Source organism: Actinomadura flavalba DSM 45200, assembly GCF_000374305.1.
In the GTDB taxonomy this organism is placed as follows: Bacteria; Actinomycetota; Actinomycetes; order Streptosporangiales; family Streptosporangiaceae; genus Spirillospora; species Spirillospora flavalba.
The window spans coordinates 397,525-414,752 of the sequence record NZ_KB894097.1; the positions used below are offsets into that span (position 1 = coordinate 397,525).

Annotated in this window: 12 protein-coding genes; 2 read left to right on the forward strand and 10 right to left on the reverse strand. The window is 72.4% G+C overall.

Annotation, left to right across the window (positions count from 1 at the left end; genetic code table 11):
- Positions 1 to 109 precede the first annotated feature (109 nt).
- Positions 110 to 580 carry a transcriptional regulator NrdR gene (gene nrdR / locus C229_RS0120555; protein WP_018656991.1) on the reverse strand — a complete coding sequence of 157 codons (471 nt, stop codon included), beginning with the start codon at positions 578 to 580 and terminating at the stop codon, positions 110 to 112.
- Between the two features lie 269 nt (positions 581 to 849).
- A complete protein-coding gene (locus C229_RS31280) occupies positions 850 to 1,149 on the reverse strand; it encodes a LysM peptidoglycan-binding domain-containing protein (protein WP_018656992.1) in 300 nt (99 codons plus the stop codon).
- 1,380 nt (positions 1,150 to 2,529) lie between these two features.
- Here C229_RS31280 and lexA point away from each other — a divergent pair.
- Positions 2,530 to 3,216, forward strand: coding sequence for a transcriptional repressor LexA (lexA, locus tag C229_RS0120565; RefSeq protein ID WP_018656993.1), 687 nt, complete (start codon positions 2,530 to 2,532; stop codon positions 3,214 to 3,216).
- A 486-nt stretch (positions 3,217 to 3,702) separates the two neighbouring features.
- On the opposite strand, the gene leuS is transcribed toward lexA, so the two are convergent.
- Positions 3,703 to 6,195 (reverse strand): leucine--tRNA ligase, encoded by a 2,493-nt coding sequence (leuS, locus tag C229_RS0120570; RefSeq protein ID WP_018656994.1) that lies wholly within the window; start codon positions 6,193 to 6,195, stop codon positions 3,703 to 3,705.
- Positions 6,196 to 6,539: 344 nt separating this feature from the next.
- Between leuS and C229_RS0120575 the strand changes: the two genes are divergently transcribed.
- Entirely contained in the window at positions 6,540 to 8,084 is a 1,545-nt protein-coding gene (locus C229_RS0120575) for a long-chain-fatty-acid--CoA ligase (protein WP_018656995.1), read from the forward strand.
- Between the two features lie 43 nt (positions 8,085 to 8,127).
- Here C229_RS0120575 and C229_RS0120580 read toward each other — a convergent pair whose 3' ends face one another.
- From C229_RS0120580 to C229_RS35980, 7 genes are all read right to left on the reverse strand, one after another.
- Positions 8,128 to 8,898, reverse strand: coding sequence for a class I SAM-dependent methyltransferase (locus tag C229_RS0120580; RefSeq protein ID WP_018656996.1), 771 nt, complete (start codon positions 8,896 to 8,898; stop codon positions 8,128 to 8,130).
- A 59-nt stretch (positions 8,899 to 8,957) separates the two neighbouring features.
- Complete coding sequence (locus tag C229_RS0120585; RefSeq protein ID WP_033424581.1) at positions 8,958 to 9,839, reverse strand: alpha/beta fold hydrolase; 882 nt, start codon at positions 9,837 to 9,839, stop codon at positions 8,958 to 8,960.
- On the reverse strand, positions 9,832 to 11,895 hold the full coding sequence (locus tag C229_RS0120590; RefSeq protein WP_018656998.1) for an MMPL family transporter: 2,064 nt from the start codon (positions 11,893 to 11,895) through the stop codon (positions 9,832 to 9,834). The genes C229_RS0120585 and C229_RS0120590 overlap by 8 nt, the downstream gene beginning before the upstream one ends.
- A 115-nt stretch (positions 11,896 to 12,010) precedes the next feature.
- Positions 12,011 to 13,276, reverse strand: a complete 1,266-nt coding sequence (locus C229_RS0120595) for a class I SAM-dependent methyltransferase (RefSeq protein ID WP_018656999.1) — start codon at positions 13,274 to 13,276, stop codon at positions 12,011 to 12,013.
- A gap of 85 nt (positions 13,277 to 13,361) precedes the next feature.
- The gene (locus C229_RS0120600) at positions 13,362 to 14,729 is read right to left on the reverse strand and encodes an FAD-binding oxidoreductase (protein WP_018657000.1); all 1,368 of its coding nucleotides are present in this window, start codon (positions 14,727 to 14,729) and stop codon (positions 13,362 to 13,364) included.
- Positions 14,730 to 14,826: 97 nt separating this feature from the next.
- Entirely contained in the window at positions 14,827 to 15,360 is a 534-nt protein-coding gene (locus tag C229_RS0120605; protein WP_026313994.1) for a DUF1707 and DUF4870 domain-containing protein, read from the reverse strand.
- Between the two features lie 894 nt (positions 15,361 to 16,254).
- Positions 16,255 to 17,214 (reverse strand): polysaccharide deacetylase family protein, encoded by a 960-nt coding sequence (locus tag C229_RS35980; RefSeq protein ID WP_338029182.1) that lies wholly within the window; start codon positions 17,212 to 17,214, stop codon positions 16,255 to 16,257.
- Positions 17,215 to 17,228 lie beyond the last annotated feature (14 nt).

Sequence of the window (17,228 nt, forward strand, 5' to 3'; positions counted from 1 at the left end):
CGCATTCGGGTCCTGTTGGAACAACGTCTGACCAGGACCGGATCATCCGGTCCTGGGGTGCTGCCTCTGTGCTGATGGAAGGTGCCGCCCGGCGGCGACCACCGGCGTTCTAGCCGGACGGCGCCGGACCGGCGGGCTGACCGCCGCGCAGGGTCTCGATCTCCCGGGCGAAGTCGTCGAGCGACTCGAAGCTCCGGTAGACCGAGGCGAATCTGAGGTAGGCGACCTCGTCCAGCTCCCCGAGCGGCCCGAGAATCGCCAGACCCACCTCGTTCGAGGGGATCTCGGCGATGCCGGTGCCGCGGATCGCCTCCTCGACGCGCTGGCCGAGCTTGGCGAGCGCGTCCTCGTCGACCGGGCGCCCCTGGCAGGCCCTGCGCACCCCGGCGATGATCTTCTCGCGGGAGAACGGCTCGGTGACCCCGCTGCGCTTGGCCACCATGAGGAGCACGTTCTCCTGGGTGGTGAACCGCTTGCCGCACTCCGGGCAGGAGCGACGCCGCCGGATGGCGGCTCCGTCCTCGGTGGAGCGGCTGTCGATCACGCGGCTGTCGGGGTTGCGGCAGAACGGGCAGTGCACGCGTTCCCCCCATCCCTGACAGTTGCCAACCGACCCACGGGAACACAACCTGTGGATAAGAACATCTGTGTAATTACTAGATGTTGTGGTCAACCGTAAGGGGCGGGCGGGGGCTGCGCAAGCCGGATCGCGAGCCACGTCCGTAGACCCTGGTCACATCGCGTCTCCCGCGTTCCGGGCCGGGCGTGTCGCGGCCGGACGATCACTCCCGGCGACCACCGGACCGTCTCCGACCTGCCCGAACACCCCGGTGAACATACCCCGTCGGCTCAGGGGACGCGCAGCCGCTGGCCCGGCTGGACGATCGTCGTGCCGAGCCCGTTCAACGCGACGATCCGGCGTACGAGCGCCCCCGCGTCGCCCCCGGGATCACGTCGTTCCGCGATCCCCCACAGCGTGTCGCGCTCCCCCACGACGACCTCCAAGACGGGCCGCGGCGCCGCCGCGACCGGAGCGGCGGCGGCCGGTTCCCCGCCCGCCCGCGCGGCGGAGCACCCCGCCGCCCACCCCGTCCCGAGAAGCGCGGCGGCGAACAACAGCACGACGAGCGCCCGCCCCCGCCGCGTCAACCGCACCCCGCCCCGACGCCGCCCCGTGGACCGAGCCCCCGCCCCCGGCCCCGCACCCGGCCGCCCCCGCACGACCCGCGCTGCCCCCGACCCCGACACACCGGAACCCGGCACGCCCCGCCGCCGCGACCCCGAGCGTCCCACCGCCCCACGCGACGCGGCCGACCCCAACGCAGACGAACCGCCCACCAGCCGCTCCGCCACAGCCGAACGCTGCCCGGCCGGGCCCTGCGCGGCCGAGCGGGGCGCGGATGAGCGGGGCGCGGATGAGCGGGGCGCGGATGAGCGTGCCGCAGACCGCCCCGACGCGGCCGGGCGCTGCGCAGACGAGCGCGGCGCGGTCGGGCCCTGCGCGGTCGGGCCCTGCGCGGTCGGGCGCTGCGCAGACGAGCGCGGCGCGGACGAGCGCTGCACGGCCGGGCCTTGCGCGGTCGGGCCCTGCGCGGCCGGGCGCTGCGCGGCCGGGCGCTGCGCGGCCGGGCGCTGCGCGGATGAGCGCTGCGCGGACCGCCTCGACGGGGCCGTGCTCGGCGCGGCCGGGCGCTGCACGGCCGGGCGCTGCACGGCCGGGCTCGGCGCGGCCGGACGCTGCACGGCCGGGCTCGGCGCGGCCGGGCGCTGCCCCGATGGCGTCGGGCTCGGCGCGGTCGGGTGTTGTGCGGGCGAGCGCGGCGCGGACGGACGTGACGCGGACGGACGTTGCGCGGCCGGGCGCTGCGCGGACGGGCGCTGCGCGGACGGGCTCGGTGCGGCCGGGCTTGGAGCGGCCGGGCTTGGAGCGGCCGGGCGTTGTGCGGGCCGAGCTGACGGGGTCGGGGTCGGTGTCGTCGGGCGTTGCGAAGTCCCGCCGCGCGTGGACTGGCGCGGTGGGGTCGGGCGCGGGGTGGGCTGGCTTTCCGGTGGTCGGCGCGGTGGGAACGGGCGTGGGTCGGAGGAGGGCGGTACGGGGAGAGTCGGTGGGGTCCTGCGTGGCGCGGGCTGGTGGGTGGTGGATCTGCGGCGTGTGGAGGGGCGTGCGTCGCGCGGTTGTGGCGTGGGGCGGCGTGGGTCGGTGGTGGTCTGGGCCGGGTCGTGGTCGGGTCGGGTGTCGTGGGGTGGGGTGGCCGGGACCAGGCGGAGGTGGCCGCGGACGCCGGGCTGGTGGTGGGTGTGGTCGGGCGGGTCTGCGTACCCGCGTCGGAGCGAACCTGACATGTTGGGCCCCCTTGCCGCCGATCGGGCGTTCGAACGCGTTTTCGATCGAACGCCTGTACGATGTTCTACCGCAGGCCGCGCAGGATGACGAGTACCGACTTCGAACAATTGTTTGATCACCGGCCGGGAACGCGATAGCGTTCGACGACGAGGAGTGACGGTTCCGGCGCTGGGAGGCGACGAGCGATGAGCAAGGTCCGGGAGCTGCCCGACGGTCCCATTGACGAGACCGGGCTGACCCAGCGTCAGCGCATGGTCCTCGAAGTGATCCGTGATTCGGTGCAGCGCCGCGGTTACCCGCCGTCGATGCGCGAGATCGGCTCCGCCGTGGGCCTCACCAGCACCTCCAGCGTGTCGCACCAGCTCCGCACGCTCCAGCGCAAGGGCTTCCTCCACCGCGACCCGAACCGTCCCCGCGCGGTCGAGGTCCGCGTGCCGGGCGCCACGCCCGTCCGCTCCGAGGAGGAGGTCGAGACGGCCGACGGCTCGCCCCGCCCCGCCCCGGCCTACGTGCCGCTCGTCGGCCGCATCGCCGCCGGTGGCCCGATCCTCGCCGAAGAGGCCGTCGAGGACGTCTTCACGCTGCCCAAGCAGCTCGTCGGCGAGGGCACGCACTTCCTGCTCCAGGTCACCGGCGACTCCATGATCGACGCCGCCATCGCCGACGGCGACTGGGTCGTCGTCCGCCAGCAGCCCGTCGCCGAGCAGGGCGACATCGTCGCCGCCATGATCGAGGGCGAGGCCACCGTCAAGACCCTCAAGCACCGCGACGGCCACACCTGGCTCATGCCGCAGAACCCCGCCTACGAGCCCATCCCCGGCGATGAGGCGAGCATCCTCGGCCGCGTCGTCGCCGTCCTCCGCAAGATGTGACGCCGGCGCCCGCCGCTCCTCCCGCGATGCACGCCCGTCACCCACGGCACGCCCGCTGACCCGCGACACGCCCGCTGACCCGCGCACGTCCGGCGGCCGCACACGCCTGGCGGCCGCACACGCCTGGCGGCCCGCACACACCCGGCGGCTCGCACACGCCGGGTGGCCCGCTCATACGACGGCGTCGCGCCCATGCCTGCACTGCGACGAGAGGTCCCGCAACCCTCTGGGGGACCCCCTTGATTCAAGTCTCTCGCATCCGGGAGCGCGCAGGTGATCCCGGCGGTGAGCTGTGGATAACCGTCGTGCGCGACCCGCGCCGCGAGCTGATCTCGCGCTGCCCATCTCCCACCACCGGCGTCGAAACGCGCAGCTTGCCCGTCATGCCGTGGGGTCATCCCCGTCGAAACCCCGGCATGTGTCCCGCGCATACGCGGCGGTCCCCGCCGTCCGGCGCCGGGACGGCGCGGGACGGCGGGAGGCTCGTCAGCGGCGCGGCACGATGTTGACGATCTTCGGCGCGCGGACGATGACCTTGGCGATGTCGGCGCCGGCCAGCGCGTCCTTGATCTTCGGCGACGCCAGCGCCTGACGCTCCAGGTCGGCGGCGTCGATGTCGGGCGCGACCTCCAGCCGGTCCCGGACCTTCCCGGCGACCTGGACGACGCACGTCACCGACTCCTGCACCAGCAGCGCCGGATCGGCCGAGGGCCAGCCCGCCGTCGCCACGGGCGCCCGGCGGCCCAGCCGGTCCCACGCGTCCTCGGCGGTGTAGGGCGCGAACAGCGACAGGATCAGCGTCGCCGTCTCGGCGGCCTCGCGGACGGCCGGGTCGGCGGGCCCGGCGCCGCCGTCGATCGCGCGCCGCGTCGCGGTGACCAGCTCCATCAGCCGGGCGATCGCCACGTTGAACCGGTCGGAGTCGACCAGCGTCGTCACCTCGGCGATCGTCCGGTGCGTGACGCGGCGCAGCGCGACGTCGCCCCCGGCGGGCGCCGTGCCCGGCTCGGACGTGACCTCCGCCGCGACCCGGTGCAGACGGCTCAGGAACTTCGCCATGCCCTGCGGCGAGACGTCCGCCCAGTCGATGTCGTCCTCGGGCGGCCCGGCGAACAGCATCGCCAGCCGGACGACGTCCACGCCGAACTCGTCGATCTGCTCGCCCAGGTCGACTCCGTTGCCCAGCGACTTCGACATCGCCTTGCCGCCGTTGACGACCTGGCCCTGGTTCAGCAGCCGCAGGAACGGCTCGGTGAAGTCGATCATGCCCAGGTCGTACAGGACCTTGGTGAAGAACCGGCTGTACAGCAGGTGCAGGATCGCGTGCTCGACGCCGCCGGTGTACTGGTCGACGGGCATCCAGCGCCGCACGGCCTCGGGGTCGAACGGCCCGTCGGTGTACTGCGGCGAGCAGTACCGGAAGTAGTACCAGGACGAGTCGACGAACGTGTCCATCGTGTCGGTGTCGCGCTGCGCGGCGCCACCGCATTTGGGGCACGCGACGTTGACCCACGCCTCGGCGGCGGCCAGCGGCGACGTGCCCTTGGGCGCCAGGTCGGCGCCCTTCAGGTCGGCGGGCAGCTTGACGGGCAGTTCCTCGTCGGGGACGGGCACCTCCCCGCACGCCGCGCAGTGCACGATCGGGATGGGGCAGCCCCAGAACCGCTGCCGCGACACCAGCCAGTCGCGCAGCCGGAAGTTGACGGCGGCCTTGCCGGTCCCGCGCTCCTCCAGCACCTCGATGATGCGCGGGATGGCGTCGGTCTTGGTCAGGCCCTCGATCGGCCCGGAGTTGACGATGGTGCCCTCACCGGGGGTGGCGACGCCGCTCTGGACCGGGTCGGGGCCGCCGGTCTCCACGACGACCCGCACCGGCAGGTCGAACTTCAGCGCGAAGTCCAGGTCGCGCTGGTCGTGCGCGGGCACGGCCATGATCGCGCCGTGCCCGTACTCGGCCAGCACGTAGTCCGACGCCCAGACCGGGATGCGTTCGCCGTTGACGGGGTTGACGGCGTACCGGCCCAGGAACACGCCGGTCTTCTCGCGCTCGGCCGACATCCGCTCGATCTCGCTCTCGCGGGAGACCTCGTCGCGGTACGCCTCGAACGCGGCGCGCTGCTCGGGCGCGACGATCTCCTCGGCCAGCGGCGCGTCGGCGGCGACGACCATGAACGTCGCGCCGAACAGCGTGTCGGGCCGCGTCGTGTAGACGGTGACGGGCGCGTCGCGGCCCTCGATGACGAAGTCGACGTCGGCGCCGGTGGAGCGGCCGATCCAGTTGCGCTGCATCAGCAGGACGCGCTCGGGCCAGCCGTCTTCGAGCTGGTCCATGTCGTCCAGCAGGCGGTCGGCGTAGTCGGTGATGCGGAAGTACCACTGGGTCAGGACGCGCTTCTCGACCAGCCAGCCGCAGCGCTCGCAGTGCCCGCCGACGACCTGCTCGTTGGCCAGGACGGTCTGGTCGTTGGGGCACCAGTTGACCTGGCCGCCCTTGCGGTAGGCCAGGCCGCGCTCGTAGAAGCGCAGGAACAGCCACTGGGTCCAGCGGTAGTACTCGGGGTCGGAGGTGTGCAGCCGCCGCGACCAGTCGAACGAGGGCGCGTACCGCTGGAACGACGCGGCCTGGGTCTCGATGTTGGCGTACGTCCACTCGGCGGGGTGCGAGTCGCGCTTGATGGCGGCGTTCTCGGCGGGCAGGCCGAAGGAGTCCCAGCCGATGGGGTGCAGGACGTCGTAGCCGCGCTGGAACCAGAAGCGGGCGCGGACGTCGCCGATGGCGAACGCCTCGGCGTGGCCCATGTGCAGGTCGCCGGAGGGGTAGGGGAACATGTCCAGCGCGTAGCGGCGCTCGCGGGCGTCGTCGCTCTCGTCCGCCCGGAACGGCCGGAGCTCGGCCCACCGGGCCGACCACGTGTCCTGGACGGCCCGGGGGTCGTACCCCTCCGGGGTGTCGTTACGAGAGGTCTCGTCGCTGCTCACGGTCGCTACTCCACTGTTCCGTTTAGGTACGGGGGTGCGGTCGCACCTGCCCCTGACATGACAGAACCCCTCGCAGGGAGGGGTGGCCGCGCGAACCTGTCCGAAGGTCAGCGCGGCGGGCGAAGAAGGCGCCGGGACCGCATACCCCAAAGACTAGCGCAGAGGCAAGGGATCGCGGGGTGTCCCATCGCAGTGCCGTCGGCGGGACCGTTCCGGGGACGTTTTCCCGGAACTTCGCAGCTCAGGGATAGCGAAGTAAGCACCGTATGTACCAGGATGAGCGAAACCGTTCGTACACTCATCAGTAATAACCGCCTGGTGACAACCCCAGTACGAGGAGTGCCATGCTGAACCTGTCCGTCCTGCTGGAGGACGCCGCCCGCGAGACGCCCGACCGCGACGCGGTGGTCTTCGGCGACATGCGGCTGTCGTACTCGTTCGTGGACCAGGTCGCCAACCAGGTCGCGAACCTGCTGGTCTCCCGCGGTCTCCAGCGGGGGGACAAGATCGCCCTGGCGGTCCCGAACCTCCCGTACTTCCCGATGATCTACTTCGGGGCGCTCAAGGCCGGACTGGTCGTCGTACCGCTCAACGTCCTGCTCAAGCCGCGCGAGATCGCCTACCACCTCGGTGACTCCGACGCCAAGGCGTTCTTCTGTTTCGAGGGCACCCCCGAGCTGCCGCTCGGCGAGATGGGCCACGCCGGGTTCGAGCAGGCCGACGGCTGCGAGCACTTCTTCCTGCTCCCGGCCAGCCTCGCCACGACCGAGTCCCCGATCGAGGGCGCCGAGCTGTTCTGGGCCGCCCTCGGCGACAAGCCCAAGACGTTCGACACCGTGCAGACCGAGGCGACCGAGACCGCCGTCGTCCTGTACACGTCCGGCACCACGGGCCAGCCCAAGGGCGCCGAGCTGACGCACGGCAACCTGCTGACGAACGCGATGGTCTCCGACACGCTGTTCGCCAAGTCGCTGCACGACACGTTCCTCGTGACGCTGCCGCTGTTCCACATCTTCGGCCAGACCTGCGTGATGAACGTCGGCTTCTTCCGGCACGCCACGCTCGTCCTGCTGCCGCGCTTCGAGCCCAAGGCGGCCATCTCCCTCATGGTGAAGGAGAAGGTCAACATGTTCGCGGGCGTCCCGACGATGTACTGGTCGCTGCTCACCGACGACACCTCCGACGAGGACATCACCGCCATCCGCGAGAACCTCACCGTCGCGGTCGCCGGCGGCGCGTCGCTGCCGCTGGAGGTCCTCAAGGGCGTCAAGACGAAGTTCGGCGCGGACGTCCTGGAGGGCTACGGCCTGTCGGAGACCTCGCCGGTCGCCTCGTTCAACCGCCCCGACCGGCCCGCCAAGCCCGGCTCGATCGGGCTGCCCGTCTGGGGCGTCGAGATGAAGCTCATCGACGAGGAGTGGAAGACGATCGAGGGCGAGGGCCCCGGCGAGATCGCCATCCGCGGCCACAACATCATGAAGGGCTACTACAACCGCCCCGACGCGACCGAGGCGTCCATCCAGGACGGCTGGTTCCGCACCGGTGACGTGGCCCGCCGCGACGACGAGGGCTACTACTACATCATCGACCGCTCCAAGGACATGATCATCCGCGGCGGGTTCAACGTGTACCCGCGCGAGCTGGAAGAGGTGCTCATGGGGCACCCGGCGGTCTCGCTGGCCGCCGTCGTGGGCGTGGAGCACGAGTCGCACGGCGAGGAGATCAAGGCGTACGTGATCCGCACCCCGGACGCCACGATCACCGAGGCCGAGCTGGTCGAGTGGGGCAAGGAGCAGTTCGCGAACTACAAGTACCCGCGGATCGTCGAGTTCCGCGACGAGCTGCCGATGACCGCCACCGGCAAGATCCTCAAGCGCGAGCTGCGCTAGCCGCGCCGGGCCGGGGACGTCGCGTCCCCGGCCCCACGGCCGTTCAGGGCCGCGCCACGACGGCCCACACGCGGTGCGAGACGGCGAGCGTGTCGCCGGGGAAGTCCGCCGCCAGCAGCGCGCCGAGTTCGGCGTCGACGGCGGCGACCTCGTCCGGCGGCAGGACCGCGCCGACCCCGGCGCTCGCCCGGACCCGCCCCACCCACGCCTCGGGCGTGTAGGGGACGTCCAGGTCGAACGAGAACGTCTCGATGCCGGTGAACCCGGCGGTGGCGAGGTCGGTGAGCCAGCGCGGGTGCAGCCCGGTGCCGCCCGCGACGGGCGCCCACGCCGCGTTGTGCGCGACGATGACGCGTTCGGTCGCCTCGACGACGTTGCCGGGCAGCGGAATCCAGTCGAAGTGCGCGATGACGACGAAGCCGTCGGGGCGCAGCAGCCGCCGCACCTCGGCCGCGGCGGCGGGCGCGTCGAACCAGTGCCAGCACTGCCCGGCCGAGACGACGTCGGCGCAGCCCGCGGGCAGGCCGGTGTCCTCGGCGGTCGCCTCGCGGTACGCGATCGTCACGCCCGCGAAGCGGTCCAGCTCGCGCGCCTGCCCGAGCAGCGCCGTGGACGGATCGACGCCGGTGACCGACGCCCCGGCCTGCGCGAACAGCCGCGCCAGGCTGCCGGTGCCGGTGCCGAGATCGACGACGTCCTGGCCGCGCACACCGGCGCCGAAGCCCTGGAGCCGGCGCAGCAGGCCCGGCGGGAAACCGGCGCGATGGCGCCCGTAGTCCTCTGCGGTCAGACCGAAATCAGGTGCGGAAACCATGCGAACCTCCCGGGGGGACGGCGCTCTGCGGGCAGGATCTCACCCCGCGGCGCCCCGTCCTACGCCGGGGGCTCCACCCGCAGCCACTCCAGCACGCGGGCGTTGACGTCGCTCGGGTTCTCCAGGTGCAGGAAGTGCCCGGCGTCCGGGACGATCTCGGCGCGCGAGCCCGGCGGCAGGTGCTTCATCACGAGGCCGGGTTCGGCGACCTCGGCGCCGATGCAGCCGTCGTCCGCGCCGTGCAGGTACAGGACGGGCGTGCCGCCGGCCTTGTTGGTCGCGGCCTGGGCGTCGGCGTAGCGCTCCTGGTGCAGGGACGCGTCCAGGCGGGCCCGGTAGTAGCCGAGCGCCGCCGCGCGGTGCTGCGGCTCGGCCAGGCACTCCCAGGCGTACTCGACGTCCTGGGCGGCGTCGTGGCCGGGCGACCAGTCGGCCCAGAGCGCGGCGACCAGGTCGCGGTCGAGGGCGTGCTCGGCCAGTTGCGTCTGGAACAGGAACACGTAGAACGAGCGCTTGAGCTGGTCGTAGTCGAAGAACCGCGTCATCATCGCGCCGAGCGGCGGCAGCGCGAGCGTCACCACGCGGCGCCAGCGGCCCGGTTCGAGGGTGGCGGCGCCGAACGCGGCGGCCGCGCCCCAGTCGTGGCCGAGGACGACGGCGTCGTCGCGTCCGCCGAACGCCTGGTGCAGGGCGACGGCGTCGGTGGCGAGCGCGCCGGTCTGGTAGGCGCCGTCGGCGGGGATCGCGGTGGGCGCGTAGCCGCGCTGGAACGGCGCGACGGCGTGGTAGCCCGCGTCGGCGAGTTCGGGCAGCAGGTGCCGCCAGGTGTGCGCCGAGTCGGGGAAGCCGTGCAGGCACAGGGCGAGCGGGCCGTCGTCCGGGCCCGCCTCCAGGTAGGCGAACTCGACGTCGTTGGCGGTCACCCGGTGGATATCACCCATGATCGCGGACTTTATCCCCTCGCAGCCGGGCGGGCCACCACGTCGCCGGACCCACGTCGCGGACGAGCGCGGGCACCAGCAGCGACCGCACGATCAGCGTGTCGATGAGCACGCCGAACGCCACGATGAACGACAGCTCGACCATGAACACCAGCGGGATGACCGACAGCGCGCCGAACGTCGCGGCCAGCACCACGCCCGCCGAGGTGATGACGCCGCCGGTCGCGACGAGGCCGCGCAGCACGCCCTCCCGGGTGCCGTGCTCGACCGACTCCTCCCGGACGCGCGTCATCAGGAAGATGTTGTAGTCGACGCCGAGCGCGACGAGGAACATGAACCCGAACAGCGGCACGACCGGGTCGGCGCCGGGGAAGCCGAGCGGGCCGTTGAACGCCAGCGCCGCGATGCCGAGCATCGCCAGGTAGGACAGCACGACGGTCGCGACGAGCAGCACCGGCGCGAGGATCGAGCGCAGCAGCAGGATGAGGATCAGCAGGATGACCGCCAGCGCCAGCGGGATGATGACGGCGCGGTCCCGCTCGGAGGTGCGGATCGTGTCGTACTGCGTCGCGGAGTAGCCGCCGACCAGCGCGTCCGCGTCCGGGACCGCGTGCACGGCGCGGCGCAGGTCCGCGACGGCGTCGAACGCGCGGTCGCCGTCGGGCGCGACCGACAGCGTGGCGTTCAGCTCGACGCGTCCGTCCACGACCTTCGGCGGGCCGCCCGGCCGGTCGCCCTCGCCCGTCGGGCGGACCTCCGCGACGCGCGGATCGGCCTGGACGGCGCGCGTCACCGCGTCGGCGGCGCCCTGCCGCGTGATGATCACGACGGGGCTCCCGGCGCCGGCCGGGAAGTGCCGTTCCAGCGCGCGCTGGCCCTGCACGGACGGCTCGTCGCGCAGGAACACGTCGGTCTGGGCGATGCCGTCGGCGTTGAGCGTCGGCATGAACACCGCGAACGCCGCCAGGCCCAGCGTCGTCCCCACCCACAGGCGGCGCGGACGGCGGGCGACGAGATCGCGGACGCGTTCCCAGACGCGGCGGCCCCGGCGCAGGTCGCGGGCGGGCCAGTACGCGGCGCGGCCCAGCAGCGCCAGCGCGGCGGGCAGGAACGTCAGCGCCGACAGCATCGCGGCGGCCACGCCGATCACCGCGACCGGGCCCAGCGCCCGGTTGGAGTTCAGGTCGCTGAACAGCAGCATGAGCAGGCCCGCCGCGACCGTCGCGCCGGACGCCGCGATGGGCGGCAGCGAGCGCCGCCACGTGCGCAGGATCGCGCGTCCCCGGTCGCCGCCCTCGGCCAGTTCCTCCCGGAACCGGATCGCGACGAGCAGCGCGTAGTCGGTGGCGGCGCCGACGACCAGGATGAACATGATGCCCTGGGTCTGGCCGTTGAGGTCGATCACGCCCGCGTCCGCGAGCAGGTAGACGACGGCGGACGCCAGCGCCAGGGCCAGCACCGCGCCCACCACGACCACCAGCGGCAGCAGCACGGCCCGGTAGACCAGCAGCAGGATCAGCAGCACGACGCCGACCGCGACGAGGAGCAGGATGCCGTCGATGCCCGCGAACGCGCCGCTGAGATCGGCCTGCAACGCGGCCGGACCCGCGACGAAGGCGGTCATGCCGGGTACCTCGCCGGCGGTGGCGCGCAGCGTGTCGATGACGTCGCGCGGCTCCTCGGCGTCGGCGGCGACGGGAAGGACGGCCTGGAGCGCGCGGCCGTCGGGTGCGGGCAGCGGCGGCGACGCCTCGCCGTCCAGCTTCACCTGCCGCGCCATCGCGGCGAGCGCGCGGCCCGCCGCCTCGCGCTGCTCGGCCGTGACCGGGCCGCCGGACGTCTCCCACACGACGATCGCCGGGGCGGCGTCGGTGTCCTCGAACCCGCGTCGCAGCGCCGACACCCGCGTCGACTCCGCGCTCGCGGGCAGGAACGTCGTCTGGTCGTTGCTCTGAACGTCACCGAGCTTGCCCGCGAACTGGCCGAGCGGACCGACGCCCAGCAGCCACACCAGCAGGATCAGGGCCGGCGCCAGCCAGCGGAGCGTCGCGCGCATCGGGGGCCTTTCACGGGGAGCCACGTTTCCGAACGATCTTCGGTCGCTCTACCCGCGATGGTTGCATCAAACGGAGAAGGGGCGCCGCGCGCGGCGCCCCTTCGTTGCCGTACCGTCACGCGCCCCAGTCGGGGCGCAGCGGCATCCGCGCGCCGCCCTGGTCGTCCACCTTCACGCCCAGCGTCTGGTGGAGCTGAATCCAGTTCTGCTCGAACCCGAGCACGCAGCCCGCCATGTAGACGCGCCACACCCGCGCGATGCCCTCACCGACCTCGGCGACGGCCTCGTCCCAGTGCTCGTCCAGGTTGCGGCACCAGCCTTCGAGCGTCCGCGCGTAGTGCTCGCGCAGGTTCTCCTGGTGCCGGATCTCGAACCCGGCGTCGTTCATCTGCGACTGGATGTGGCCCGGGCCCTCCAGCTCGCCGTCCGGGAAGACGTACCGGTTGATGAACCCGTCCTGCTTGATCGCCGGGGCCAGGTTGTCCGGCCGGGTGATCGTGTGGTTCAGCATCCGCCCGTACGGCTTCAGCTTGTCGAACAGGAACCCGAAGTACGACGGCAGGTTCGCCTTGCCGATGTGCTCGGTCAGGCCGATCGAGCTGACCGCGTCGAACCCCGTCTCGGTGACGTCCCGGTAGTCCATGTGGCGGACCTCGGCCAGGTCCGACAGGCCCCGGTCGGCGATGGCCTTCTGCGCCCACTCCGCCTGCTGCTTGGACAGCGTCACGCCGAGCGCCTTCACGCCGTACTCCTTGGCGGCGTGCATCACCATCCCGCCCCAGCCGCAGCCCACGTCCAGCAGCCGCATCCCCGGCTCCAGGCCGAGCTTCCTCGCGACCAGGTCGTGCTTGTGGAACTGCGCCTCCTCCAGCGTCGCGTGCTCGGTCGGATAACACGCGCAGGTGTAGGCCATGGACGGGCCGAGCACCCATTCGTAGAAGGTGTTGGAGACGTCGTAGTGATGGGAGATCGCCTGCGCGTCCCGCCGCTTGGAATGCCGCAGCCACGACGGGACGCGGCTGAACGGCGCCTCCTGCGGCGGGGCCGGAAGCCGGCGCGTCATCGCGCCGCGCAGCAGCGGATCGGAGAGCACCCCGCCGACGATCCGCAGCTTGTCACGCGGCGTGATCTTCCCCAGCACCTGCTGCATCGTCGCCAGCGCCGTGTACATGTCGCCGCTGACGTCCACCATCCCCGTGACGTACGCGCGGGCGAGCCCGAGCGCCCCCGGCGAGTGCACCAGGTACGACACCGCGTACGGGGAGCGGACGTCGAACCGGATCGCGGACCCGGCCACCCCCGATCGCGAACCGTCGTACGCCGTGAACTCCACCGGCGCCCCGGCTCCGGCCAGCTCCTCGAAGACCCTGGCCAGCGTCATCTTGATCCTCCTGTCCTCACGCCCTTCCGGGCGATCGCGTTGCGCACCGGCCCCGGCCGGGGCCTCCCCCGATGCGGCGGCCGCGTCAGCGCCCGCGCACGCACTTGTCGTAGAGGTCCAGCAGTCGCTGCGCCGGGTCATACGTCAGCTTCAGCCGCTGATAGGTCTCCCCGTCGTAGTGACGCCAGAACTCGTCCCGGCTGTAAAAAGCAGTGGAATAGAGGGACTTATGCCCGTCAAGACCCGCTACGGCACGTTCGATGAGACGGTTGTGATGTTCGGGGATACGTCCGGGCGGGAGCCGGACCGTCCCCCAGAAACCGGCGTTGACGTACGTGCGGCCCTTGGCCAGCGGATACAGCGGCCAGTCCTCGCGGGCCCGCAGCGGGCACAGCCAGATCGGGCTCATCCCGACCTCGGCGTGGAAGAAGTCCAGGAAGGCGGGCACGTTCTCCACCGGGACCTCGATGTCCTGGATGACGTCCTCGCGGGGCCGCAGACCGCGCCAGCGCTCGATCCGCGCCAGCACCTGATGGCGGCGGTCGTAGGCGACCATCTTCCGGTAGACGTCCGACCGCTTGGCCCGATCCGGCCACAGCCGCCGGACGACCGGGTGCTGCACGCCGAAGGCGCCCGAACACCAGAACCAGTCGGTGTCCCAGCGCCAGATGTAGTCGCGGACCGTCAGAAAGTCGACCGACCGCTGCTGGATCGACCGGTAGTAGATGCCCTGGCCCTTGTAGTCGGACGTGTACGGCGCCGCGTCGGTGAAGAAGCCGAGGGTGATGTACTGCTCGTCCGGGCCGAAGACCGTGCCGTCCACGAAGTCGACGGTCTCGCCCTCGTAGACGCCCGCCTCGACGATCTCGGCCATCGCGCGGCTCAGCGCGGCGGCGTCGCCGTAGCGCAGGTGGCGCAGGCGGACGTACGGCTTCACCTCGATCAGGTCGATCTCCAGGCGCAGCGTGTAGCCGAGCGTGCCGTAGGAGTTCGGGAAGCCGTAGAACAGGTCGCTGTGCTCGTTGTCGCGGGTGGCGGTGACGATCCGGCCGTCGCCGGTCAGCACCTGCAACTCCCGCACCGCCTCGTGCGGCAGGCCGAGCCGGAACGACGTCGACTCGATGCCGAGTCCCGTCACGGCGCCGCCCAGCGTGATCGTCTTGAGCTGCGGCACGACCGTGGGCATCAGGCCGTGCGGGAGCGTCGCGTCGACGAGGTCCTCGTAGGTCGTCATCCCCTGGACCCGCGCGGTGCGCGCCTCGGCGTCGACGCTCAGGACGCGGTCGAACCCGGACACGTCCAGGCCGGGGGCCTCGGACGGGTCGCGCCACCGGAACAGGTTCGAGGTCTTCTTCGCCAACCGGATCGGCCGGCCTTCCGGGATCGCCGCATACGACCTCCGGAGTGCCTCGACCGCCCGCTCGTGATCGTCGTTGACCAGCAGCTCCGTCATCTTCCCCTCCTGTGGACCCAGTAAAACGATCATCCCATGTATCGTCCACATAATTTCGGGGAGAGGGTGCTCACCCATCCGGAGGGGAATAAATCCCCTACTTGACCGGACGCGCGATCCAGGGGTAGCGGAAGTCGTCGCCCGTCAGCGCCATGATCGCCGCGACCGCCGAGGCGATCCACGCCACCGCGTAGACGATGCCGCCGACACCGAACGTCACCAGCGTGACGACGAGCAGGGTGAGCTGGAAGTTGACGGCCTCGGCGGCCTGGCGGCGCACGTACTCCGAGCGCTTGCCGCTCGTCAGCATCAGCACGAGCGGGCCGACGAACAGCGTGACGATGCCGAGCAGGTGCGCGGCGGACGCCAGCATCCGGTCCTCGCCCGTGACCGGTCCCAGGGGCGCCTTGGCCTTCTTGTCCTTGGCGCGGCCGGACGGGGCGGGCAGCAGGTCGTGCGTGACCGCGAGCAGGTCGGCGCGGGTCTTGCCCGTCATGGCGAGCTGCATCCGCAGCTCGAACTCGTCGTGGTCGAGCCGTCCGTCGGCGTACGCGTCCTGCACCCGCGCGATCACCGGCTCACGCTCGGCGTCGGACACTCGCAGCAGATCGGACCCCTGATCGTTTCTCATACGTCCATGCTCCGCCGCCCCCACCCCACCCACCATCGGGGAAACCCCGGAGAGACCCCTGATCCACCCCCCGTCCCACAGACGGACACAACCCGCACCCACCCGCCACGACGCCCACATCCGCCTACGGACACGTCCGTAGCGCTGCGCCCGGCGACCCAGCTCTCAAACCGTCTCCGAGCAGGCCACCGCAGGTGCGGGTAAGCGGACCGTCTCTGAGCAGGCAACCCACCGGACATGCGAGCTGCGCCCGCCAGCCCGGTCGGCGGACCACCTCCGAGCACGCGACCCGCCGGACGTACGGGCCACGCCCGCCAGCCCGGGCCGCCGGACCGCCGGACCAGGTACCCACCGGGCACGCGAGCTGCGCCCGCAAGCCCCGATCGCTGAACCGCCTCCGAGCACACGGCCCGCCAGGCGTACGAGCCGCCCGCCAGCCTGTGTCGCCGGGCCATCTCCGAGCAGGCGTCCGTCAGGCGTGCGGGCTGCGCCCACCAGTCCGGGCCGCCGAACGACCTCCAGGCACGCGACCCGCCAGGCGTACGGGCTGCGTCCGCGAGTGCGGGTCAGCGGGCCGTGTCCGGGCAGGCAACCCACCGGGCACACGGGCTGCGCCCCGGCAGCCCAGGTCGCCGACCGCCTCCGGGCACGCGACCCGCCAGGCGTACGGGCTGCACCCGGCAACCCGGGTCGCCGGGCCGTCTCCGAGCAGGCGCCCATCAGGCAGGCGGGCTGTGCCCGCCAGGCGTACGGGCTGTGTCCGGCGGCCCGGACCGGCGGGGCGTCTCCGAGCGGGCGACCCGCCGGGCGTGGGGCTGTGTCCGGCGGCCGGACCGGCGGGGCGTCTCTGAACAGGCGGGACGCCGGGGCGTGTGGGTTGTTCGCTGGTGCGGGTCAGCGGGAGTTGTAGCGGCGGCCGGGTTGGGGGCGGTGGCCGAAGAGTTCGGTCACGGTGACGAAGGTGTAGCCGTTGGCGGCCAGGCGGTCGATGATGACCGGCGTCGCGGCGACCGTCGTCGGGTGGATGTCGTGCAGGAGCACGATGTCGCCCGGCCGCGTCCGGCGGACGACGCGCTGCGCGACCGTGCGCGCGTCGCGCACCTGCCAGTCGAGCGGATCGACCGACCACAGGATCTGCGCCAGCCCCTCACGCTTGGCGGCCGCGGCGACGGTCCCGTCCGTCGAGCCGTACGGGGGACGCATGAGCGTGGGCGTCGTCCCGGTCGCCTGACGGATGGCGCGCTGGGTCCGGGCCAGCTCGTCCCGCACCTTCCGGGACGACGCCGCGCCGAGATCGGTGTGCGTGTCGCTGTGATTGGCCAGCTCGTGCCCACCCGCCGCCGTCCGCCGCACGATCTCCGGATGACTCGCCGCATTCCGCCCAACGAGAAAGAACGTCACCCGCACCCGACGCCTCTCAAGAATCCCGAGCAACCGCGACGTGGCCCCCATAGGCCCATCGTCAAACGTCAGCGCAACACACTTCCGCCGCCCACAGTCGACCTTCCCCACGCCTTCCGGCCTCTCCTCCTGCTCGGCACCCCCCGCCGCCCACACACTCACCGGCGAAACAAACCGAACCCCCGCACCACCCCCAGAAGAACCGCCCCCCGGAACCCCACCCCCCGCGACGCCACCCCCTCCAGCACCGAACCCCCCGTCCCCAGCCGCCCCCGCACCAGCCGGCAACGGCACAACCACAGAGGACTCACCCCCGACCAAAGCCCCACGCGGTGAAGGCACGCCCACAGACGGAACCGCCCCAGCCGCACCGCTCGCAGCCGACGCGCTCACGGGCGGCGTGCTCGCAGCCGACGCGCTCACGGGCGGCGTGCTCGCAGCCGACGCGCTCACGGGCGGCGTGCTCG

Excerpts from the sequence above, each read along its gene's own strand:
- lexA (WP_018656993.1), top strand. The coding sequence starts at position 2,530 with ATGAGCAAGGTCCGGGAGCTGCCCGACGGTCCCATTGACGAGACCGGG.
- C229_RS0120575 (WP_018656995.1), top strand. The coding sequence starts at position 6,540 with ATGCTGAACCTGTCCGTCCTGCTGGAGGACGCCGCCCGCGAGACGCCC.
- C229_RS0120580 (WP_018656996.1), bottom strand. The coding sequence starts at position 8,898 with ATGGTTTCCGCACCTGATTTCGGTCTGACCGCAGAGGACTACGGGCGC.
- C229_RS0120585 (WP_033424581.1), bottom strand. The coding sequence starts at position 9,839 with ATGGGTGATATCCACCGGGTGACCGCCAACGACGTCGAGTTCGCCTAC.
- C229_RS0120590 (WP_018656998.1), bottom strand. The coding sequence starts at position 11,895 with ATGCGCGCGACGCTCCGCTGGCTGGCGCCGGCCCTGATCCTGCTGGTG.
- C229_RS0120595 (WP_018656999.1), bottom strand. The coding sequence starts at position 13,276 with ATGACGCTGGCCAGGGTCTTCGAGGAGCTGGCCGGAGCCGGGGCGCCG.
- C229_RS0120600 (WP_018657000.1), bottom strand. The coding sequence starts at position 14,729 with ATGACGGAGCTGCTGGTCAACGACGATCACGAGCGGGCGGTCGAGGCA.
- C229_RS0120605 (WP_026313994.1), bottom strand. The coding sequence starts at position 15,360 with ATGAGAAACGATCAGGGGTCCGATCTGCTGCGAGTGTCCGACGCCGAG.